This window comes from Streptomyces sp. DSM 118878, from assembly GCF_052936595.1.
This window is the reverse complement of the sequence record NZ_CP193622.1, coordinates 1-21401: the sequence shown is the minus strand read 5'-3', so window position 1 is coordinate 21401 and position 21401 is coordinate 1. Positions and strand designations below refer to the sequence as shown.

The 21401-nt window shown below is 70.6% G+C and carries 19 protein-coding genes; 10 read left to right on the top strand and 9 right to left on the bottom strand.

What is annotated here, in order from left to right:
- Positions 1-2: 2 nt before the first annotated feature.
- A complete protein-coding gene (locus tag ACRAKF_RS00095; protein WP_447034594.1) occupies positions 3-2444 on the top strand; it encodes a Helicase associated domain protein in 2442 nt (813 codons plus the stop codon).
- A gap of 431 nt (positions 2445-2875) precedes the next feature.
- Here the strand turns inward: ACRAKF_RS00095 and ACRAKF_RS00090 are convergent, their stop codons facing one another.
- Positions 2876-3715, bottom strand: a complete 840-nt coding sequence (locus ACRAKF_RS00090) for an HNH endonuclease (RefSeq protein ID WP_447034593.1) — start codon at positions 3713-3715, stop codon at positions 2876-2878.
- On the bottom strand, positions 3715-5358 hold the full coding sequence (locus tag ACRAKF_RS00085; protein ID WP_447034592.1) for an ATP-binding protein: 1644 nt from the start codon (positions 5356-5358) through the stop codon (positions 3715-3717). The genes ACRAKF_RS00090 and ACRAKF_RS00085 overlap by 1 nt, the downstream gene beginning before the upstream one ends.
- Before the next feature lie 324 nt (positions 5359-5682).
- Here ACRAKF_RS00085 and ACRAKF_RS00080 point away from each other — a divergent pair, with 324 nt between their 5' ends.
- The 3 genes from ACRAKF_RS00080 to ACRAKF_RS00070 are packed head-to-tail and all read left to right on the top strand — an operon-like array spanning position 5683 to position 6975.
- On the top strand, positions 5683-5985 hold the full coding sequence (locus ACRAKF_RS00080) for a hypothetical protein (RefSeq protein ID WP_447034591.1): 303 nt from the start codon (positions 5683-5685) through the stop codon (positions 5983-5985).
- The gene (locus tag ACRAKF_RS00075; protein WP_447034590.1) at positions 5982-6545 is read left to right on the top strand and encodes a competence protein CoiA family protein; all 564 of its coding nucleotides are present in this window, start codon (positions 5982-5984) and stop codon (positions 6543-6545) included. The genes ACRAKF_RS00080 and ACRAKF_RS00075 overlap by 4 nt, the downstream gene beginning before the upstream one ends.
- 34 nt (positions 6546-6579) lie before the next feature.
- The gene (locus ACRAKF_RS00070) at positions 6580-6975 is read left to right on the top strand and encodes a hypothetical protein (protein WP_447034589.1); all 396 of its coding nucleotides are present in this window, start codon (positions 6580-6582) and stop codon (positions 6973-6975) included.
- Positions 6976-7075: 100 nt separating this feature from the next.
- Here the strand turns inward: ACRAKF_RS00070 and ACRAKF_RS00065 are convergent, their stop codons facing one another.
- Complete coding sequence (locus tag ACRAKF_RS00065) at positions 7076-7339, bottom strand: Thoeris anti-defense Tad2 family protein (RefSeq protein WP_447034588.1); 264 nt, start codon at positions 7337-7339, stop codon at positions 7076-7078.
- 362 nt (positions 7340-7701) lie between these two features.
- On the opposite strand from ACRAKF_RS00065, the gene ACRAKF_RS00060 reads away from it, so the two are divergent.
- Both ACRAKF_RS00060 and ACRAKF_RS00055 read left to right on the top strand, forming a co-directional pair.
- A complete protein-coding gene (locus ACRAKF_RS00060) occupies positions 7702-8055 on the top strand; it encodes a hypothetical protein (RefSeq protein WP_447034587.1) in 354 nt (117 codons plus the stop codon).
- Positions 8056-8138: 83 nt separating this feature from the next.
- On the top strand, positions 8139-8630 hold the full coding sequence (locus ACRAKF_RS00055) for a DUF6420 family protein (protein ID WP_447034586.1): 492 nt from the start codon (positions 8139-8141) through the stop codon (positions 8628-8630).
- 267 nt (positions 8631-8897) lie between these two features.
- On the opposite strand, the gene ACRAKF_RS00050 is transcribed toward ACRAKF_RS00055, so the two are convergent.
- Complete coding sequence (locus ACRAKF_RS00050; RefSeq protein ID WP_447034585.1) at positions 8898-10004, bottom strand: hypothetical protein; 1107 nt, start codon at positions 10002-10004, stop codon at positions 8898-8900.
- A 270-nt stretch (positions 10005-10274) separates the two neighbouring features.
- On the bottom strand, positions 10275-11264 hold the full coding sequence (locus tag ACRAKF_RS00045) for a hypothetical protein (protein ID WP_447034584.1): 990 nt from the start codon (positions 11262-11264) through the stop codon (positions 10275-10277).
- Between the two features lie 268 nt (positions 11265-11532).
- On the opposite strand from ACRAKF_RS00045, the gene ACRAKF_RS00040 reads away from it, so the two are divergent.
- Positions 11533-11799 carry a hypothetical protein gene (locus ACRAKF_RS00040; RefSeq protein ID WP_329167792.1) on the top strand — a complete coding sequence of 89 codons (267 nt, stop codon included), beginning with the start codon at positions 11533-11535 and terminating at the stop codon, positions 11797-11799.
- A 151-nt stretch (positions 11800-11950) separates the two neighbouring features.
- Positions 11951-13177 (top strand): zinc-ribbon domain-containing protein, encoded by a 1227-nt coding sequence (locus ACRAKF_RS00035; RefSeq protein WP_447034583.1) that lies wholly within the window; start codon positions 11951-11953, stop codon positions 13175-13177.
- An 11-nt stretch (positions 13178-13188) separates the two neighbouring features.
- On the opposite strand, the gene ACRAKF_RS00030 is transcribed toward ACRAKF_RS00035, so the two are convergent.
- The 4 genes from ACRAKF_RS00030 to ACRAKF_RS00015 all read right to left on the bottom strand — a co-directional run bounded on the left by ACRAKF_RS00030 (position 13189) and on the right by ACRAKF_RS00015 (position 17380).
- The gene (locus ACRAKF_RS00030) at positions 13189-14277 is read right to left on the bottom strand and encodes a DUF4238 domain-containing protein (protein ID WP_447034582.1); all 1089 of its coding nucleotides are present in this window, start codon (positions 14275-14277) and stop codon (positions 13189-13191) included.
- A gap of 12 nt (positions 14278-14289) precedes the next feature.
- The gene (locus ACRAKF_RS00025; RefSeq protein ID WP_447034581.1) at positions 14290-15780 is read right to left on the bottom strand and encodes a hypothetical protein; all 1491 of its coding nucleotides are present in this window, start codon (positions 15778-15780) and stop codon (positions 14290-14292) included.
- 398 nt (positions 15781-16178) lie between these two features.
- Entirely contained in the window at positions 16179-16439 is a 261-nt protein-coding gene (locus ACRAKF_RS00020) for a hypothetical protein (RefSeq protein WP_447034580.1), read from the bottom strand.
- Positions 16436-17380, bottom strand: coding sequence for a hypothetical protein (locus tag ACRAKF_RS00015; protein WP_447034579.1), 945 nt, complete (start codon positions 17378-17380; stop codon positions 16436-16438). Before ACRAKF_RS00015 ends, ACRAKF_RS00020 begins: the two co-directional genes overlap by 4 nt.
- A 355-nt stretch (positions 17381-17735) precedes the next feature.
- Here ACRAKF_RS00015 and ACRAKF_RS00010 point away from each other — a divergent pair, with 355 nt between their 5' ends.
- Together ACRAKF_RS00010 and ACRAKF_RS00005 are read left to right on the top strand one after the other, a co-directional pair.
- Entirely contained in the window at positions 17736-18698 is a 963-nt protein-coding gene (locus ACRAKF_RS00010; RefSeq protein WP_447034578.1) for a hypothetical protein, read from the top strand.
- Between the two features lie 378 nt (positions 18699-19076).
- Complete coding sequence (locus ACRAKF_RS00005) at positions 19077-20945, top strand: hypothetical protein (RefSeq protein WP_447034577.1); 1869 nt, start codon at positions 19077-19079, stop codon at positions 20943-20945.
- Positions 20946-21401 lie beyond the last annotated feature (456 nt).

Below are 21401 nucleotides of genomic sequence, written 5' to 3'. Positions count from 1 at the left end.
CCATGACGGTGGTGGAACTGCCGCGCCCCGGCCGCCCCGGGCGCGCGCGGCTCTTTCCCGACCAGGCCGAGGCCGTTAAACGGCTGGCACGGCATCTGCGGCGCGCGGGGACGCGCGCCCTGTTGGTGTCGGCGACGGGCACCGGCAAGACGCTGGTGTCCATCCGCACCGCGGACGAACTCGGTGCACGGCTGGTGCTGTTCGTGGTGCCCACCTTGGATCTGGCGGCGCAGACGGCGCTGGCCTGGCGCCGGGACGGCCACGGCGAGCACATGGTGATCGTCTCCTCCCTGGACACCGCGGGCCGCGACGACCTGGTCGCCGCCCGCGTCATGTCGAGCACCGACCCGCACGCGCTGGGCGGGCTGATGTCGGTGGTGGGCCAGGGCGAGGACCAGATCCCGGCGTTGACGGTGATCTGCACCTACGACTCCCTGGACAAGATCGAACAAACCCAGAAGACGGGCTACGACGTTCCGCCGTTCGACCTGGCGATCATGGACGAAGCCCACCGGATCGCCGGCCGGGCCGACAAGAAGTGGGCGATCGTCAACGACGCACAGCGCATCCACGCCGAGCGCCGCCTCTACATGACCGCCACCCCCCGCATCTTCGCCGCCCCCGAACTGGCCGAGTCCGCCGACACCACCCGCCCCCGCCGCCGGCCCGCCGCTGCCGAGCCGGACGCGGACGCGTTCGCCAACTCCATGGACAACGAGCAGGTGTACGGCAAAAAGGTCGTCGAATACCCGCTCGCGAAAGCAGTGGCCGACGGCCGGGCTGCGGACTACCGCATCGTGGTGCCCACCCTCACCGACGCCGACCTGCGCCGCCGCCTGAACATGCCCGCCCCGGGCAGCGCAGACCCCAGCGGCACTGCCGGGCAGGAAAAGACGGACAGCGCGCTGCGCACCACCGCCCTGCACCTGGCCGTCCTGCGCGCCATGACGGAGCACGGCCTGAAGAAAGTCCTGGTCTACTTCAACCTCGTCTCCGACGCCCGCCGCTTCGCCCGCGAACTCCCGCACACCCTGCGTCTGCTGGCCCGCACCGACCCCGGCATCGTCCCGGACATCACCCCTGAGCTGTTCTTCGCCCACGGCGAGCACACCCCCGCCCAGCGCGCCGAAACCTTCGCCTCCTTCGCGGCCGCTGACTGCGCGATCCTCGCCAACTCCCGCCTGATCGCTGAAGGTGTCGACATTCCCAGCGTGGACGCGATCGTCTTCGCCGACCCCACCCGCAGCGTCATCCGCTGTGTCCAAGCCCTCGGCCGCGCCCTGCGCCTCGACGTGAGCGGCAAGACCGCCTCACTGATCGTCCCCGTCTACATCCCGCCCGGCGCCGACGGCGAGAACATCCTCGGCACTGCCTATGAACCGGTATGGGCGATCGCCTGCGCACTGGCCAGCCACGACCACCGCATCCTCGAACGCCTCCCGGACAAGGCCAACCGCCTGCCGAAGGAGACCAGCGATGTCATCCAGCGCCGCTGGCACTTCGACTTCACCGTCCACCCCGAACGCATCGCCCAGGCCATGGACCTGGTCTCCTTCGACCCCCGCGACCCCGCCACATCCCGCTCCCGCCGCCTCGGCCTCACCGCAGCCCAGGCCTACCACCACCAGTACGGTCACCTCGACGTCCCCGCCGACTACATCGACCCCACCGGCCACACCCTGGGCACCTTCATCACCACCATGCGCGACGCCCGCAAAAACGGCCGCCTCGAAGCGGACTGGACCGCCGAACTCGACGCCCTGGACATGATCTGGGACAAACACGACGCCGCCTGGCGCTCCAAGCTCGCCTCCGCCGCCGACCACCACCACACCCACGGCCACCTCGCCGTCCCCGCCACCACCCCGCTCGGAGCCTGGCTCGCCGAACAACGACACCTCGCAGCCAACGACCAGCTCACCCCCGCCCGCACCGACGCCCTGAACAACCTCGACCCGAACTGGCGCCTGCCCCACGGTGCGGACTGGCACCGCAAGTACCACCTCCTGCGCACCCACCTTCAAGCAGGCAACGACCCCGCCGCCTTCACCCCCGACACCCGCATCGCCGGCGTCAACATCACCTCCTGGCTCACCCGCCAGCTCACCCGATGGACCACCCTGCACCCCAGCCAGCGCGACCTGCTCACCGCACTCAACCTCACCCCCGCCACCAGCCCCTTGGCCCCCGCCCCCCGCACCCGCCGCACCTTCCCCCAGACCGTGCAACTCCTGGAACTCTTCCTCCACCGCCACGGCCGCGCCCCCACCGCCCGCGAAACCCTCCGCGTCGACGGCGACACCGTCCAGATCGGCCCTTGGTTCGCCAAAACCCGCACCAAGCACCGCGAAGACCAACTCCCCGCAGAGCACGCCGCCCTGATCGCCTCCCTCTTCGACGGAAACTGGTGCGCCCCAGACCCCGTCCCGGCCGCCCTGACGTAAGGCCTTCCAGCATCCGGCCCAGCACCGCGGTCACTCGTACGGGCCCCGTCCCGGCCTCGTCAGCCCTCGCTGCCGGGGCAAGCGCCCGATCATGGCGAACGGAGCCCGGCCGGGCGCCCTTCGCACGTCGACCGGCCGGGCCGCACCACCAGCACCGCGACCCGGTCGCACTGCCGATCGCCGCACCGAATCCGGGCGGCTCACCGCGGTCGCGTCGGACGGCCCGCTTCCTGGAGGCGATCCCGCGCGTGCGACCGCGCCCAGGCCGCGCGCGGGGTTCACACTGCTCACCCACGGTCGTGCGGGCGCCGCCCCGGTCATGCCGCGCCTCTCTGTCGTGCTCGGAGGGGCATCATGGGGTGCGGAGCCCGTCCGGCGCCCTTCGCACGCCGACCGGACGGGCCGCCCCCCGGTGGGCCCGGCCGGACGCCTCAGCGCGGCCATCCGCCTGCGCAGAAGGTGTCGTCTTCTGCCAGAGTCCGGTAGGTCACTCCTTCCCAGCCGTTGGGACGGTCGGCGAGCCTCGTCTCGGCCTCGGCGGCCAGATAGGCGTGTACCGGCTCCTTGCCACCCACCTGCAACAGGGTGGTGAGCTGGCGCCGGATCCCGGCCAGGGTGCGGTTGGCCTGCGCGGCGAACCGCTCAGCAAGCCGGAACCGCTCGAAGTGATGCCGGGTCCTCTGCGCGAGTACCTGCTCCCACGAGCTCGGAGCGCTGACGAAGAACTCGAGCCAGAGCGGGCTTGATTCCACGATCTTCGCCTCGAGCCATCGGTCCTGGTCTATGCGGTCCAGGTAGGGGTGCAGCAGCGTTGTCTCCGCGCTCGAGGGCACCCTCTCGCCCTTGGCATGGTTGCACTCGGCACACGCCGGCACGAGATTGAGTGGATCCACACACAGCGCCGGGAACAGCTTCTTCGGCAGGAAGTGGTCCAGCGTGGTGACGGTGCCATGCCCGCACAGAGGGCACCTCTCGTACAACGGGGCCCGCATCAGCTGGTCGTAGATCCGGCGCCCCTTCCCTTCGACCATGCCGTTCTTGTAGACCCACCGCACAGCATCGTCAGCACCGATCCCCGGCACACGGAAAGACCCACTCCTCAGATCGTGCAGAGCACCCTCCTCCGCGGCGACGCGAAAGCGCGCCCCTGCGTCCTCGACGCTCTCCCCGGCGGCAACGAGCCGTTCGCGGCGCTGCGGGTCACGGGCATTGCCCACGCACGTGTCGAAACTGAGGCGCGCGGACACGGCTGGTGGCTCGAGCGGCCACATCAGCGGCGCTCCCGGTAGGCCAGGAGAATCCGGACCAGCCCTTTGGCCTCACCGCCGAGCTGACCGCCGAAACGGGCCAGGACCTCCTCGTAAGAGCCGCATTCCCTCACCGCCTTCTCGATCTCGGCCTGGACGCCGGATTGGGCGACCTCCAGGCCGAAGACCTCGTGCGTGAGGATGCCGACGTTTTCCCCGTAGGTTTCGATCTCCGGCCGCACGGGCCGGCCGCCGTGATCCCAGCGGCCGATCTTCCAGACGCATGAGCGCGGTACCTCCTGCAGGACCACCGGCGAGTGCGTGGCGATCACCGCGACCCCATTGCGGTCGGTGAGAAGATCCGACACCGCCCTGACGAACGACGCCAACAGAGGCGGATGAAGATGCGCCTCGGGTTCGTCCAGGAGCACCAGGGACGCCTCGGCAACTGTCTCCACCAGCCGTGTCATGGTCAGCAGGACGATTGCGTGCCCCGAACTCAGAGAGGTGAAGAGCACCTCGGCCCTTTTCTCGTCCTCCTTCTGGAACGCCTCGCGCTCCCGCAGATCCCGCGCGAAGGAATGGACGGGGCACTGGTGGAACTGCGGGTCGCTGCCCAGTCTGTCCAGCGCGGCGATCCACCGGTCGACACGGCCAGCAGCCACGACCTCCGCCACGCTCTTGCTGAACCCCTTGCGCAGGTCCTCGTAGGACATGCGCTCACCTGTGGAGCGGCCGAACTCGTCGACCTTGGCGAGACCCACGTACCAATAGGCAACCGAGGGCCTGCGGCTCCGGCTTGGTCCACGGCTGCCGCCGGGCACATTCTGAGGATCCCAGCCCTTCAGCTCGGCCTGATCGTCCTCGCCCTCGTCAGACTCGGGGCGTTCCTGGGCGGGATCGAAGGCGCTGAAAGCCACCGAGACCACGTTGACGAACGTTCCGGGCGCGGCCTTGGACCACTCGATTCTCCCCAGTTCGGCGCCGCGCCCTTCAGGGGCCACTACCGCGCTGGCGAGGTCGCCGAGCAGGGTCGTCTTCCCTACGCCGTTTCGGCCAATCAGTACATGTACGTTCGTCGGAGGAGTGGAGTTGGGCCGAACAGCGAAGGACAGGCGCCAAGGCTCCGACGCGACTTCCTCGTACGGAGGGGCAGGCGCGACGTAGGAGAAGTCGTAGTCCGTGAACTGCAAGCCTCCCCAGGCGATACGCCGGAACTGGACCCCGACTGTCTGGGGCGTGACCGCGTGAAGCAGCGACGCGTGCGTGACGTCCCACAGCATCGCCTGATCGAACAGATCCTCGTCGTAGGCGATGTCACAGAGCCCGTCCAGGATTTCCGCGCGCAGCATCGGGCCAAGCGTCCGGATGTTGCCGTAGTAGCTGTCATTCTGGCCCACGGAGAACCAGTACAAGCGACGGTCGTACCCCGGTCCCAACGAGGCGAGACTCCCGGCCTCAAGGGGTTGTTCCCCCCGGATGAGGTCGGCATAGCCGATCTTGACCAGACCCAGCTCGCGGTCTGCCCCCGCACCATCTCGGAACCACAGTCGATACAGCGTGCAGTACTCATCACCCTGCGTCTGTGACACCGGCGCCGGCACCAGGACACACCCACGATCACCACCCCGTAGACGCTCGTCCTCCCGTAGCACGGTGAACCGCACGGACCCCTCCTGTCGCAGACTGCACTGCCCACGGATGCCTCCACCGAAGAGGCATGGATGCGACCACTCAGCGAGCGGGTCGTCAACCGTCCTGAAGGGTATGACCAGGCGTCGTCTTTGGGCAGCCGATCACTCTCGACGCGATCCTGCGGCAGCGACTGGTACAGCCGGACCGCGGCGGAGTCGCGCCAGACCGGCCCGCCCATGTCCCCCGGCTCTGCAACTGTCCGCTACCGCACCGGGTTCGGCCGATCTCCGCAATCCCAGCCCGGGCCAGGCCCGACGTCGGGACACTGAGGACGCTGATGGACGTCAGGGGGGCTGATGGGTTACACCGCTGTGCATTCGGTCTGGGGCCGGCTGGACGCGTCGTTGGACGACCTGGGGTGCGGCCGTACCTGGGCGGAGGTCCACCGGGTCAAGGGGCTTGGGCTGGCATGCCCGGAGTGCGGCGGAAGGATCTTCGCCCGGGCCTCCCAGCACGGGCTGCGCCACTTCTGCCACCGGGTGCGGCCGTTGGACTGCGAGCTGGCGAACGAGTCGCAGGAGCATCATCTCCTCAAGCTGGAGCTGGCCGTGGCGGCCCGGGCGGCCGGGTGGCCGGGTGGCGGGCGGAGCTGGAGGTGAGCGGTGAGCTGCGGGAATGGCGGGCCGACGTGCTGGTCTTCGACGAACAGGGCCGGCCCTTCATGGCACTGGAGGCGCAGCTGTCGCCGATGACGCCCACCGAGGCGCGGATGCGCACCGACCGCTACGCGCGCGACGGGGTGGCGGTGTGCTGGGTCGGGTTGCAGGACCGCCCCTGGGAGCGGGTCGTGCCCGCGCTCAGAGTCCGGGCCCCAGCCGAGCGAGGCGAATCCTGGACGGTGCTGCACGGTCTGGCCCGATACACCTGGACGCCCCGGACCATGAAGGGCAAGGCGAAGTGGGAGCACATCACCTGCCTGCTCGGTGACGCCCTGGCGTGGATCCTCCAAGGGCGGGTGCGCGTCCACACGGGAGTGAACGGCACGGTGTGGTGGACGGCGCCCGTCTACGAGGAACTCGCGCTGGCCCGCGCCCGGATGGAGGCCGACGCCGAAGCCACCGGCCAGGCAGCCGCCGCGAAGCGCCGCCGCGAGGAGACCGCGGCCGCCGACCGGCGCCGCCGACCGGCGCCGCCGGGCCGCCGAGCAGCGGGTCCTTAACCGTCAGGCCGCTCTGGAGGAGCGGCAGGCCGAGATGGAGCGGCTGACGGGGTTCTTCCAGCGCACAGGCTTCGACCTCACGGCCTGGGACACCTTCACGCGGCTGGTCCGCTCCGCTTCCGGCAAGGCGATCGTGTATGGGGAAGAGAGTCGCCGCTACGGAAGCGGCCTCCTGGTCCACGCGCGGACACGGGGGACAGGCGGCGGATACACCCTGGCCGCCGTGGTCTGCCCCGACCCCGCAGCACTCATCCGGTGGCCGGAGAAGCTCGACATCCTGGTCCCCGACCACACCTGGCTCGCCCGCCTCCGGGCCGCCGCCCGGGTGCCGCTGCGGGTCGCCGTGCTCGACCCACGTACCGGACGCAGCATGTTCGAACGCATCCACCCAGCCCTGGATCCGGTCGCGGGACCGGACCGGCCCGCATGAGCCCACCACTCCTCGCGCCTGAACCGGCCGACCTACACCGACGTCACGGTCCCCCGGGGTGCCCTGGTCCTGCGTCCGGAGAGCGAGGGTGACTGCCGCGTTACTCAGGTGGCTTACCGGAGATGCCCACGTACCAGTCGTCGGCCTCCGTCATCCCGTCCATGCTCGGCTGGTAGGGCTTGACGACGTCGTCGGCGTCCTTGAAGTACACCGTGCTGCAGAGCGGGTACTCCTTCCCGGTGGGGGCCGTGACCGCCTCCCGGGGGGCCACCCACACGAATTTTCCCGGCTGAGCCCACTTCTCGCGGGCGAAGGTCAAGGTGGGGTCCGCCGTCCCCTGCCGCAGCAGGTCCGACCAGCTCATGTACGTCACCTCGTGAGCGTAGAGCGCAAACTCTGCGCCACGGTAGGGGAGTTGACAGCAACGATCACAGCATGCTCGCAGTCGGGCCGACAGCACGCCGGGCCTCGTCGTGGCGCTCACCCCGGTGGTCCGCAGCGGTCGCCTGGTCCGGCGACACACGCGCCCACCTCCTGCTGGACGGACGCGCATCGTCGAGCATCCGGGCTGTGGCAGCGGGCTGTGAGGGACCGGCCAGCATCGTGCGCGGCACCCTGAACGCTTAATATCACGCGGTGTGTGGCGTGCGCATGTGGTGGGCTCTGCTGAGGGGTGCGTTCGCCTAACGGGCCCGCCACGCCCCGGACATGCGAGAGGATGCTCCTGTGATCAACGGGGATCTCTCAGCACGGCTGGCCGGCGCACGGGGCCGCCTCATCATCGAGCTCAGCTGCGCCGTGACCGGCTGGGGCGGTCAGGTGCCCGAAGACCCCGGGGTGGCCGAGCTGGCCGACCTCCTGGACACCGCAGCAGCGAACCTCCACGACGCCACACGCTCGGGCACCAGGGCCGAACTGGCACTCGCGGTGGGCCACCTGAGAGCTGCGGACCGCCTCGGCGGGCTTCTGCCGGCCGTGAGGCTGTGGCACCTGCGGCAGGCGCTCCAGCGAGCCGCCACCCTCCCGCATTCTAAAGAGCCCACCACCGCTGCCGGTGTACCGGCGTCGCAGACCTGCTGAACCGACCGCAACGGCTTCAGCCGCTGGTCCTGGAGCGCCCTGACCACGAGCCCGCCGGCGAGGCGGGGGAGACGAGAACTGGCATGACCGAGGACCGCGGCGCCGCAGGCCCTTACATCGAGTACGACGGGCTGCCCGTCCTGCACGGTTCGGAGGTGAAGTTGCCGCTGATTCATCCGTACGCCCCGGTGAAGGCCGGGCGTTACATCACCCCGGGAGGCGGACGCCTGACCATCCGCAAGAGTGAGACGAACTCCGCCCATCTGCGGATCACGCTGGATCACCTCGGCTGCCCCGCACAGTGCACCCCGGAGAAGAGCGCCGCCTTCCGGGGGCTCGCCCTGGCCGCCGAGGGCTACTGCGTCCGTGCCGGTTGCCGCCACCGTCCGGTGTTTTCGGACGGGGTGATGCGCTGCTTCGAGGTGCGCACCGGCAGCATCCCGCTCGCCGCGTTCGTGCGCGCCATGCTCGCGATCGAGCTGGGAGACCTCACCCCGGCCGGCCGGCTCATTGAGGACGCCGAGGCCCGGTTCGGGCCCGTCCGACCGGCGGAAGCGCTGGACGGAGGAGGCTAGACGGAGGGGAGTTGAGGGCCGTAGGACCCAACAGGCACTACGACGCGCCGAGGACTCCGTCGCACACCGTTTGCCCGCACAGCTCAGCGTCCCGGGGAACACCACACCGGTCACCTCGGTGAGGGCTGGGAAGAACGCCGGGGCGTCCTCCAGGGTCCCGATCCCACAGCATGCCCCTCCCGATGCGGCCTCCAACGCCGCCGCGCTGACGCACAGCCGCCGGGTGGCCCCCCGGCCACGCCCCGTACTGCCTCCGCCGGGAGAAGGTCAGCGGCGTGTGAGCCGCTCGTCCACCATGCGCAAGTGGGCAGCAGGATCGTCGTAGGGCAACAGGGAGGACGTGTCGACGAAGGAGACGACGGCGGGCCAGAGTGCCGACGCGGCAGGGGAGTCGTTGCCTGCGTGGCGCTCGGTGACGGCCGCGGCCGCCCCGGCCAGGAGGTCGGCGAGCTGAACAGAGGGGTGGTCGGAGCTGGAGCCGCGGACGACGGCCGCGATATCAGCGCCGCGCTCCCGCGTGAACAGGGACATGCCGACCGGGCTGCGGGCGTAGAGCTTCACCGTGCTCAGGGCGTTGTCGGTGAGCATGCGCTGCTCGTCGGTGAGCAGGCTGACACGACCGAGGCTGTGACCCCAGCGACGAGCTGTCTGGGCTGCTGCGGGTATGAGCATTTCCAGCAGAGGAAAATTTGCGTCCTCGTCGTGCAGGGCCGCGGCGTAGGCCCGAGTGGAACGCAGCCGTGCCAGCAGCTCGGTGACGGGCTTGCGCGTCGAGGCCGCCCAAGCCCGTTCGATCACCGTGAAGAACGCCTCCGACGCCTCCCCATGGCGGGCAGCTCCCCGCTGGGAAGCCAGTGCCACGAACGCAGACATCAGATCCCCGAACAAAGGCCCCCGTAGAGCCCGCGGCCCTTCAAGAGCCAACGTCCGTGCCAGAGCACGGGCCTGGCCATCGGCATACAGGTTGCCGCCCTCGGCGTACTCCTTCTCCTCCAGCAGCAGGTCGATCACCTTCGCCGAGGCCGCGTACTCCTTCTCAACGACATACACCGAGCACCTGTCGCGGAGCGCACCACCGGGCGCCCACAACTCCTGCAACAAGGAAAGCCGCTGCGCATGGTCCTTGAAGAGGCGGAACTTAAGCTCCCCCGCCTGGCGGATGCCGCCCCGCTCCCGCAGGGCTTGCACCAACACTGCGGCCTCCACGTCATCGACGGCGACCGAAGCGAAGACCAGGAACCGGCGGTGCCTGCCGATGAGCTGTTCGCCGTCCCACCCCGACTCGTCGCAGGCGACCCACCGCCCATGACTCTCGTCATCCGCAGTGGGCTGGTGCTGCGTGAGCTGCGTGTACTTCTCTCCGGTCAGTGGCACAGCGACATTGTCCACGCCCGGCCCCAAACGACTGAGGCTGGTGCCAGTCATAGCCGGTGGGCGATGTGCTGCTCCCACGGGTGCAGCCAGTCGCCGGGCCCCTCCTGGCGACCACCGGCCTCCTCACCCACCCGGCTCCCGGACGCTGGACCCTTGGCGTTCTGCGACCGGCCTCGGCTGCAGGGGCCATGACCGACCACCGCACAGAGGCCCCGTCCTGCGGGTGCGCGAAGCACTGCTCAACGCTACCCAGACCCACGAGGCTTGTCCTCACCCCTCGCTGCCGTCCGTTGCCTCCCCAGCCGCAGCAGCCTGCTCGCGAAGCGTGGTCATCCACGTCTCCATGAAGCCGGCCGCGCCGGTCTCGTCCCCCGGGATCTGAAAGACGTCCGGGCTCTGCGCGAGCTGCTCCATGAGTGCCTCGTACAGGTGGCCGAAGAGCGGTTCGAGGCACATGGCCAGGCTTTCGGCGTACTCCCTGGGGGAGGGGGCCAAAGAGATCATGTGGTCCAGGAACGGGCCCATGCCCCATGAGTCGATCAGATCCCGCATCGCCGCCAGCCCGGGCGTATCCGGCATGAACAGCCCGTGCATCATGTACAGCCCGTAGAACATCCGCAGGCCGAGCAGCACCGTTCGCGCATGCACCAGCTCCTCACCCCCGGCCCGCTGAACCGGCCCCAGGACGTCCGCGTGCTGCTGGAGCAGCCCCCAGTCCACCGGCGGGCCCTCGCCCCGCTCGGCCGCCCCCAGCATGCGCGCCCAGTCCTCCACGCTCAGCCCGAACATGCCCCAGGTGCCGAACGTCTCGGCCAGCGCGTCCGCCCCCACCTCCTGTGCCCCCAGGCCGATCGCCGCGACCAGGTGCACCATCCCGCCGAGCTCCGGCCCCTCGGGCAGATCCTCGTCTGCCAGAAGTGCCGCACGCATCAACGCGGGGTGCGCCGCCCCGCGGTACGCCCGGGATCCGATCATCTGCTCTGTCACCGCGTACAACGCGTCCTGTGCCTCCTCACCCGCCGAGGCCGCGCCCCGAGCGACCTCCATCAGCCGGTGCGACACCGTCCCGCGCAGCGCCCACACCAGAGCCTCGCGCACCGCATCCACCGGTGGCTCCGGCACCTGCACCGCTCCCGGCTGCGCAGGCATGCCGGCCTCGGCGAACCAGTCCAGCACGGCCAGCCGCCGGTCACGCCCCTGGCGAAGATGCCGGGCCAGAGCAGCCGCGCTCTCGACGACCACCGGATCGACCACGTCCACTACCGACCCCCGGCCCCGCCCCAGGCCACGCCGCCGATGACGCGGCAACAGCCCCACTCGCCGCCAGCTCTCCAACTGGGACGTCGTCACCACCACTCCTCGCGAGGCCAGTTCACGTACCACCTGCTGATCAGCCGGACCCGGCGCTCCTCGTGCCATGCCCACCATTACAACCCCGAGAAGTGCCATTCTCGGCGAAATTCGACATCTGGCTCACTGGACCCCAACACCACTTCGGTGCCCGCCCACCGCGAGGAGCAGCCCGACCATGACCCGCGCCCACCGACGCCGCACCCGAACCAGAACAGCCGCAGCCCTCACCACCGTGCTCCTCACCCTCCTCGGCGCAGCCGCCCTCCACCACCCCGACCACATCAAGCGCCTCCTGCTCTGCCTCACCGCGGCGCTCGGCGCGATCACCGCCACCCTCGCCCTCGCCTCAGCCTTCGCCCCCACCACCGCCACCCGCACCGCCGCCCGCCACACCCTCGACCTCCTGCTGCGCTTGGTGCCCTGGTACACACCACGCGGCTGACCCGCCCCGCCACCTGCGCCGCTGGCCACGAACAGAAGAAGCTCGGCACTGCGCCCGGCCGATGCGAGAAGGCCAGCAGCCCCAGATCACGGCCTCCCGCCGCTGACGAGGAAACGAGCCGGTGTCAGTGGCGGCTGATAGATCACCGACCATGACGGACGTACCGGTAGCCGTGACCGACCACACCGCGGTGCCTCCTTACGTTTTGAGCGACCTTGCCGAGGCCGCGGTGCCGGAGAAGATCCAACTGGCCAGGTCATGGCTTCAAAGCCAGGAGCGGGCCATGGCAGAGGTGTTCCTGGAAGAGGGGCGCAGGCAGTTGCCTGTGGACGGCGACTACACCGACTGGCGTCGGGCCCAGCAGCGACGGCTCGGACAAGCTCGGGAACGCTGGCTGCGGGCACTGGCGGACGCGGGGTACAACATCATTGGTGCAGGCGGCCGGTCGCTGGCCTACGTGCGTCCCGATCTCCTGGACGAGTACGACTCCAGCCACCCGGAGAACCCGGCCGAACTACCGTTCACTGCGCGCGTGACCGCGTCGCAGAGCGTGTGGTGGCGCTGCCTCCGGGATGAAAGCCACCAGTGGAGGACCTCGTTCAACAACCGGCATGTCGTAGGGACGGGTTGCCCCAGATGCGGCAAGAAGGGAGTCTCCCGCCGGGAGCAGGAGATCTACACCGCCCTGCGCGAGCGTCTGCCCGACCTGGTCAGCCCAGGCTCTGTGCCACGGCACGAACCGCCTCAGGCAGGCCGCCGCCTGAGGTCGTGGCGGGTCGACTTGCTGCTGCCGGGCACTCCACCGGTCGCTGTCGAGTACGACGGTGCCTACTGGCACAAGGACGCCTTCCGGAAAGATCAGGAGAAGGCGGCGGATCTCATGGCCTCGGGGCACATCGTGATTCGCGTACGTGAGCAGCCGCTGCCCACCATCACCCCCCACGACATCGCCTGCACGCCGGACCAGCCGGCCGACACGGTCGCCGAGCTGGTGTACCGCAAGATCGTGGAAGTGACGCCTGAGCTCGTCCCGGAACCCTCCGACGACCCGGAGCCCACAGAGGGGACCCAACTGCAGCTCTTCCCCGATGACACCCCTGCCCCGGGGACCGCGCACAAAGACGCACGCAGCCAAGCTCAGCGCATCGCCGTGAACGCGCTGTTGATGGAGGCACTCCTTCAGATCCAGACCCTGTCCGTCAACAACGATCTGGCCCTGGGAGAACACCTGGTGTGCCGCCGCCCAGCAGAAGATGTGCTGACCGTGCTGAGGCAGGACGCGGGTGGACTACTCGCATTGAGCCAAGCAGCACTCCGAATCCTCGGGCCGACCCAACCCGACCCGAGCGCCGTTCACTCACTCGGACAACCCGGTTGACGTAGGTGCTGCTACGCGTCGTCCTTGGCTCGGATCGTCCTGATGAGCGCAGCTTCGGCGCGCATGATTCCAAGGGCCTTTGGCTGATCAGCGGGGGTGTGGGTGAGCTGGTCCAGGAGGGCGCGCAGCTCGCTGCGGCGGATCTCGGGATGGGCCGGTGCAGGGCCGGGCCGCTGCTGGGTGTGTACCGCTGTCAGCCGCGGCGACCGGACCTCCAGCGGGGCGCCGGGAAGCTGCAGCCGGGCGGGCCAGGGCATGGATGGGAGCCGGTAGACGGCGTCCTGGCACCAGGCTGCTGCCCCCGCGTTGGCCTTGGCAGCGATCCTGCGCGTGAGCCCTTGATACGGGCGGTAGTGCGCGCGGGGTGTGGAGATGAGCAGACACGTCGGTGACAGCGGAGCGAAGACCTCGACCGTCTCGGGCAGCAGCGGGGGAGTGAGGCAGAAGCTGCCGTCCTTGCGGCGCAAGGCCACACCGCTGTCGCCCAGGGTCAGCAACGGCTCCGCCGAGCGCAGCACCACCAGTCGACGGCCCGGGACGGTGAGGAGATCGCGGGTGCGCGCGGAGGCGCGGATCATGGAGCGCAGCGCCGAGCGCGAGTCAGCGACCACGCACGGGCCGGGAGCTGTGCGTACGGCCGTCCAGAACACCTCCATCCGCTCAGCGTCCGAGAGCGGCCGCCCCAGCTGTTCCTCGCAGAAACCCACTGCCTCCGAAGCCCACAAAGCGGGGAAGAGCTGCCGGCCGACCTGCTCGTCGAAGGACCTGAACGCCTGCGTGCGCACCACCTGCCAGGCCAGCGCGTCCAGCACGAGAGCATGCTGCGCCCGGTCCAGCGGCCACCGTCCCTCACGCACGGCGCGCAGAACCGGCGCGCACGGGCCGTCGACATGGTGGTCCAGGTAGGTCTCCAACGCCACGCGCCGCTCGCCCTCCGCGAGGGGGTCGGTGTTGAAGTCCCGAGCCACCGCCGCGCGCCTCACGGGAGTGCGATGCTCCGCGCCGCTGCGCCTCCGCCCGAGTACGTGTCCATCCTCGGCGAAGGCACGCAGCCAGTACTTCGGCACCAGGTGGTGCTCCCTGGAAGTGTTCGCCCCCATCCCACCCTCCCCTTACAGCGCCGCACCGACGGTCTCGGACGGCTTGTGTCCGGCTGCGTCACGGCTCCAGGGGTAGCTGCTCCACCCGGCGTCCAGGACCGGGTTGCGGGCGTGGTCGTGCTCCGACAGCGCCTCGCGCAGGGCGTAGGTGGAGCGCCGGGCGTCGGCAGCCCGCTCCAGCAGGAGCCGGCCGACGGGGGCGTCGGTGATGGTGACCATGTCCTCCAGTTCGCCGATGCTGCACACCGTCACGGGCACCGCGGTGGCCGGCAGGAACGGCCGTTGTATGGGGGCGTTGACGATGTGGAACGGCTCCATTGTCACGATCAGCCCTTGCACGGGCCGGTCGGTGGGCACCTTGGCGAACTCCTTGCGCCCGGACGCGATCAGAGCGGCGGTGTTGTCGATCTGCTCGTAGGCCCGGCCGAGCATGCGCTGCAGCTCCGCGACCCGGCGCTCGGTGGCCAGCCGCAGATGCGCGGTGGGCCGTACGGACTTCACCTCCACCAGCAGCACCAGTTCCTCGGTGACGACGATCCAGTCGACGCTGAGCGACCGGTTTGGGCCGTAGACGATTTCCGGGAGGACCGCCGCTTCGGGCAGCAGCCCGAGCTGGCGGCCCACGTAGGCCTCGAACAGGTCACCCAGGTCCTCCGCGAAGGCACTGCCGAACCGGGCGACCCCGGTGTAGTAGATGCCCAGCGGGCTCGCCTTGGCCGCAACCAGCTGGCTGACCGGTGCGAGCAGATCTGGACCGTGTCCCTTGACCAGCGGCGTGGTGCGCAGCGGGTTGTACTCGTAGCGCCGCAGGAGCCGATCGGTGGTCACCTGGGCCTGTTTGTTGGCCTGCCGGAAGGCGGCCTTAGCGGTCACGAAGTGTTCCTCGGCCACGGACAGGATGGTCGAGGCCGGGATCTCCGCACAGATCCGCTCGGCATCGGGCGCCTCCAAGGATGCCGGATCGAACCGGCCGGCGCAGTGGACCGCCGACGCCCACAGCAGCTGAGCGATGCCGACATAGTGCGACAGGCTCGTGCCCAGCAACTCCTCCTCCCAGCCCGGACGCAGGCACCGCGCCTCCCGCGTCCCCGTCGTCTGCGTGAGCATCGCCGCGGAACGCCCCAGCTCCCGCCCCACCGGCTCCTGGTAGATCATCTGCTCCCCGGCGGCGCGCAGCAGGAACCGGGCCAGAGCATCCCCGTCGTTGCCGTGGTCGTAGAGGTAGGGCTCCTCCAGCTGCGAGTGCATGTTCAGGATCCGCAGCAGGTCCGCCTCGCTCGCGTCCTTGCGGTACTCGTTCCCGCACGCCAGCGACACCCGGGCAGCGTCAGCCAGCGCCCACGGCAGGTACTTACGGCCCTGGCTCTCCAGCCACGACGACTCCAACGCGTAGGCAGCCGACGCTTGCGCGATCAGCGGCAGCAGGGCACTGGGCCGGTGCCTGCGAACCCGCGCCACATAGTCACGATCCCGGACCGCTCGACTGCCTGGTGCCCACGTCATGCGCTCAAGGATCTCGCACCCGCATCTGCGCTGTCCCGCCCATTAACGCCTCTCCAGGAAGCCAGCACCGGCGCCCCGAACACCAGCTGCGCGGACTCTCAAATCCCCGCACGCTGCGAAGTGCTGGCCTTCGCCCAGTTGCCGCCGCCCCGCACATCGACCACGGGTCTTCGCCGCTCGCCCCGCCGAGGAGAAGCGGCAGTGCACGCGGCTGCGGCGCGGTCTCTGACGAGGCCGCGCCGCAGCCAGGGCCGATGGCCGGAAGACGGCCCGGATTCCGCAGCTGATGTTCTGCGAATCCTGCTGATAGTTCACGATGATGCGCAGGGCGGGCTCTGGCCGGACGACTCGCACCGCCGGCCAGCGCCTTCCGCGTTCACCTACCGATCCGCCGGACCTCAATGCCCTCCGGCAGAGCAGTCAGCCCGCGCGGCGTGCTGGGCACGAAGCCCGACGTCATAGGCCATCGCGCCCAGGGCGAGCACCACGAGCGGCCACACGAGCGGCGACGCAGCCGGAATGGCGCCGTGAACCAAGGCCGCGGCGATGCCGCCGGTGCCGAGCGTGGCGGTGCAAGTCGGAATGCTGGGCAGGGTGCTCCGCAGCACCACCTGCCGGCGCCGGTCCGGGCGGGCTGAGACAGTGGTGCGGGCGCTCATCGTCCGCTCCCCGGCGTCGCCTCGGGCGTCGCCGAAGAGCGGCCGGTGATGCGCGCAGCGAGTCGTTTCACCTTCCGGCGGACCTGCTCGCCCATTTTCTCCGGCTGGGTGGCACCGGCGGCCATGGCCGCTTCAGCCCAGGTGGTGACCCCGCCGGCGGCGAGGGCGAGAGTCACCGCCCGCTCGGCCGGGGAGAGAGCCTGCATGATTTCGGCCAGACGCGGGTCATCGAAGCCGGCCTCGACTCCGAGATCGGCGGAGGCCTGACCGGGAACCAGGTCGTACAGGGACAGCCCGTCGCCGAGCGGGGTGTCGAGCAGCAGCAGCCGCGACTTGCTGACCTTGCGGCGCCAGACCGGAGTGAGCTGCCGATTGATGACGATGGCCTCTGACTTCAGCCTGCTTAGGGCATCAACGGTCAGGCGGCCGTGGTCGTAGAGGGTGTCCGCCCAGTTGCCGAGCAAGGCGGTGGAGATTGACTCATCCCACCCCTTCCACATCCCCAGTACGTCCGACCTGAAGGAGTGGATCGTGGATTTGTCGCCGGCAAGGGCGGCCTCGCGTGCTCCCAGCGCCTGGATCACATCGGGGACCGGGATGTTCAGAGACCGGAACCCGGACTCGATTGTCTGATTGGCCGGGTGGTCGGCCTTGAGCACCGCCATGCCGGTGGTGGTGGTGATCATCATGGGAGGAGCGACACGGTCGAACGGCTCCGGCAGTCCGAAGGCGTCGTCGCTGTCGAGGACGAGACTTCCGTCCTCCCGGAGGGTCACGAGATCACCGGCGTTCTCGTTCCAGCTAGCTGGGAACAGGGCCGTGACCGCCGCGCCCGTATCCGGGGCACAGTTGAAATGGCTGATCCGCTCCGCCAGATCGGTGTGGACGGAGCCGTCATCCTCGACCATGGTGTAACTGGGCGTCGGGTCATCGGTGGCCATGAGTGCCTCCTCGTCGGGGAAAATCCTTCTCCTCTCGGTCCCGGCACGGGCCCGATCCGACAACGCAACCTCAAGAATTCCCTGTGATCCACGCCATACCTCCCGAGGGTGGCCCTGAAACACAGCAACCACGCAAACAGCATCACGGCCGGCCGACCGGAGTCAGCCCCCTCCCCCCTGCGGCGCGCAGAACTCTCGAACAGCGATCTCAACGCCCCGGCGAGTTGCTCCTTGCCCAGGCGCGGGACCCCCGCCCGCCCCTGCCCCTCTCAATACCCAGCCACACGCCCACGGGCGGGCTGCCGGTTGTCCGGTTCGCTTCCGGGCGCCCGACGGTTCGTCTTACGGTTCACCGGTGGACATGGAGATGCATCCGGGCGGCGAAGCAGGGGACGGGGAATTGCCGGTGGTGGATGAGGTCTTGGCCTCCGCACTGCGGGCGCAGGGCGAGGGCGGTGTCCGGGCGCTGGGGCTGCTGCGGGACGCGCACCGGATCCTGTCCGGAGTCGGCGGCCTGGAGCGGCCCGGGGAGATCGTCGAGGCGTGCGTACGCAGCGCAGCCGACGCCCTGCTGAAACTGCCCGGAGCCCCGAAGAACCCCGTCGGCTTGCAGTCGGCGGCGAAGGGCCTGCTGGCGGCGGTGGACGCCTTCGGGTCATCGCCCGCCGGGCGTACGGCCCTCGGGCGGCGGGCCCCGGCGGGCGGCCCGGACTGGGAGCCGGTCGCTGAGGCGGCCGAGGTGCTGCGCGGCGAGATCCTTAACCCCGGCGGCCGCCCGCGCCGTCAGGCGCGGGGGATCGCCGAGCGGATGATGGGCCTGCGGCTCGGCGCCGCGCAGGACAAAGCCCTCAAAGCGTGGGGAGCCTTGTACTCGAAGGCGTCGGGCACCCTGCACGGCGCCGGTGCCGAGGAGGGCCGGCCCGCCCACCTGTACACCGAACTTCTGAACTTGACACAGGAGTTGCTGGTGCCGCTGCCCGGCCGCGCTGCCCGGGTCCTGGAGCTGGCCGCCCTCACCGATCCCGGCCCGGACGACGCGGCGGAGCTGGCCCGGTGGACGGACCCGCGGGCGGAAACGTTCTTCTTCCGCTCCGGCCCCGCTCCCGCCTGGCTCGGCCTGCTGCAGGAGCACGCCGGGCACCTGCTGCTGCCCGACGCCGAGGCCGGCGGGACGTGGCCGGCGGCCGAGTTCCTCGCCCACGTCGCTGCCGCCGACCCGCACGCGGCGAGGGCGTGGCTGACGGCCAGGAAGTCGCGGCCGCGGGCCGGCCGGCGCTGGACGCGGTGCTGCGCCTGGCCGCCCGGGACGAGGACCTGATCGCCCCGTCCCTGGTGCGGGAGGTCTTCTTTCCCCGGCCGGACATCGAGCCAGGCGGTCCGGAGGGGCCGGCGGAAGGGTGGACGCTGCGCCTGGCGGCCGAGTGGGCATGCACCGTGGTGCCCGAGGCCCGGGACGGCGACTGGATCGTCGTGGCCGAACTCCTGCTGAAGGCCACGGTCGAAGCCGAGCACACCGCCGCCCGCTACCGCCGGACCCCTGCCGAGCAGGCCCTCACCGCCGCCCAGCCGATCTACGTCAGTGCCTCACCCATGCTGCGGGTCCTGTTGAGCGATCCGGCCGACTGGGCGCAGGCAGCGCGGGCGGAGTCGGCCCGGATGCCCGACCGTCTGACCGGGCGCCTGCTGGGGGGAGCTCGTGGCGAGCGCCCACCCGCCCGGCGGGGCCCACCCGCGGGTGCGGATGATCCGCGCGGTCCTCGCGAACCTTCTGGCCACCGAGCTGAAACTGACCGACCCGGCCGCCCGCCGGATCGTCTTCCACCAGGACCTGGAGGAGGTCCGTCTCCAGGCTCCGGCCGCGTTCGGCGGCCCGCGGCTGGCGCGGGCACTGCTCGACCTCGCCGCGGCGGACGCGGACGCCGGCGTGGATCTCGCCGAGCGCACCGGCCGCTGGAAGAAGGTCGCCGACGCCGACGAGTGGCTGTACCGCCGGCTCCTGCCCGCGCATCTGACGGACCGGCCCCCGCACGAGGAGCCGCACACCACGGCGAGCGCCTCCGGGGCCCAGTGCCCCACACCCGACCACGCCGCCCCGGCAGCCGCCGCTGCCGGGAACGCCCAGGCCGGGCAGTGGCGATCGGCCGCCCACACGCTCGTGCCCCTCCTGCTGGCCGCGGGCCCCGACCCCGAGTCGGCCCGCCTGGCCGCCGCGGTGTTTGCCGCCGACCCGCCGCACGAGCTCACGGCCCTGGAGGAGGAGGCCCGCGCGGCGCTCGGCGCCCCGCCGGCCTCTCACGAGATCGACGCGGACCTGCCGGACACGCCCGAGCCCGTGGACGGCACCCGGGAACCGCTCTCCTCCTGGCTGCGGGTGTGGGACTGGTCGCCGGTCCTGCCCGAACGACTCTGCACCGGCTTCGAGCCGCTGTTCGCCGCGCTGGCCCGCCGCCAGCCCCAGGGCCCGCCCGACCCCCGCACCGCCGTCGCCCCCGTTCCGGTCAGGGCGACCACAGTGGTCAACGGCCAGGACCTCGCGGAGCTCGCCGCTACCCAAGGCCCGCCGGCCGCAGCCCAGATCCTGACCACGGCGGTTGAGGGGGCCGACGACGCCGATACCGTGGCGTACGCGGATCTGCTCAACCGGCTGGTCGCCGCCGCTCCGGCCGCCTGGACCGCCGACGTACCCGCGGTCCTTGCCGAGCTCGGACCGCCCCTACTGCGGGTGAGCTACCTCGCCGCGGCCGCGGCGGCCGCCCACCGCCCGAACATCCTCCCGCAGGACAACCTCTCCCACGCCCTGCACGCCGCGCTCCGACTGCGCCGCACCCTGCCCGCAGCCGGCCCCGGCGCGCGGCGGGCACCGGCCGGACCGGACGGGGACCGGATCGTGCTCCTGTGCGCCGACGAGGCGATCTTCGGCCTGCTCACCGAGGCCTGGCAGCGCCCCCCGTGCCTCGCCGAAGGCCTGCTGCCTACTGCCCTGGCCCACCTCCACACCCTCGCCGAGCAGCTCACCCTCCCCGCCCACCCCCCGACCGGAGAGGCACCCCCGCCCGAGGAACCCGTTGCCGTCCCGGACCCGGCGGTGCGAGCCCTGGACTGTCTCCTGGACTACGCCGAGAGCCGGACCCGTACCGGCGCCCCGATGCCCGACACCGTCCTGGACCTCCTCTCCGAGGTCCTGGCCGCCCGCCCCCGCGAGAAGGCGGTCTCCGCCGTCATCGGACCCCGCCTGCCGGCCCTGCACCGCCACGCCCCCGCCTTCGCCGCCGCCCACCGCCCGGCCCTCACCGGCCTCGACGGGCCCTCCCCGGCCGCCGCCTGGCTGTCCCTCGGCCCCGCCGACCCGCAGCTGCTCCTCACACTGGACCGGACGATTCTGCTCGCCGCGCCCCGCCGCGGCGTCGGCGGACTCGTGGAACACCTCGCCCACGCCCTGACCACCGACCCCTGCGCGGTCCGGGCGGACAGCCACGCCCACCCGGGCGCCGTAGCCCGACTGCGAGAGGCGCTGATCAACGCGGGCGAGCTCGACCTCGCCCGCACACCGACAGAAACCGGCTGAAAGGCTCGTACCCGCCCAAGCCCGGTCTCGCCGCCCGCCTCGGCTCCTACAACAGCCGTTCCGCCGCTCGGCAGCGAGAACAGAACCGGGACGGTTGTCCAACGACACCACCTCCAGAATCCTCCACTCCCAGAGGCACCACCCCTGAATCCGGATTCCCCGAAAGTTCTCCCCGAAGGAAGCACCCCCCTCCTCGCAGCCAGCCCCGCGAAGCGGGTAAGGGCCAGGGAGCGCAGCGGACAGGCCCTCAAGGTTCCGGGAACCGGAACCGCCTGAGGTTGCGTCAGCAACCTCGTTTCCCTGTTTCCCTGGAGCAAAGCGGAAGGGAAACCCGTCGAACCCGAAGCGCAGCGCCGAGTTCGAGAGCCCCTGCGCAGCAGGGGCTGCCACTCCGTCAGACCGAGCGCAACGCGCGAGGTCCTCCTCGAAGCCTGCGCAGCAGGCTTCTACCCGCTC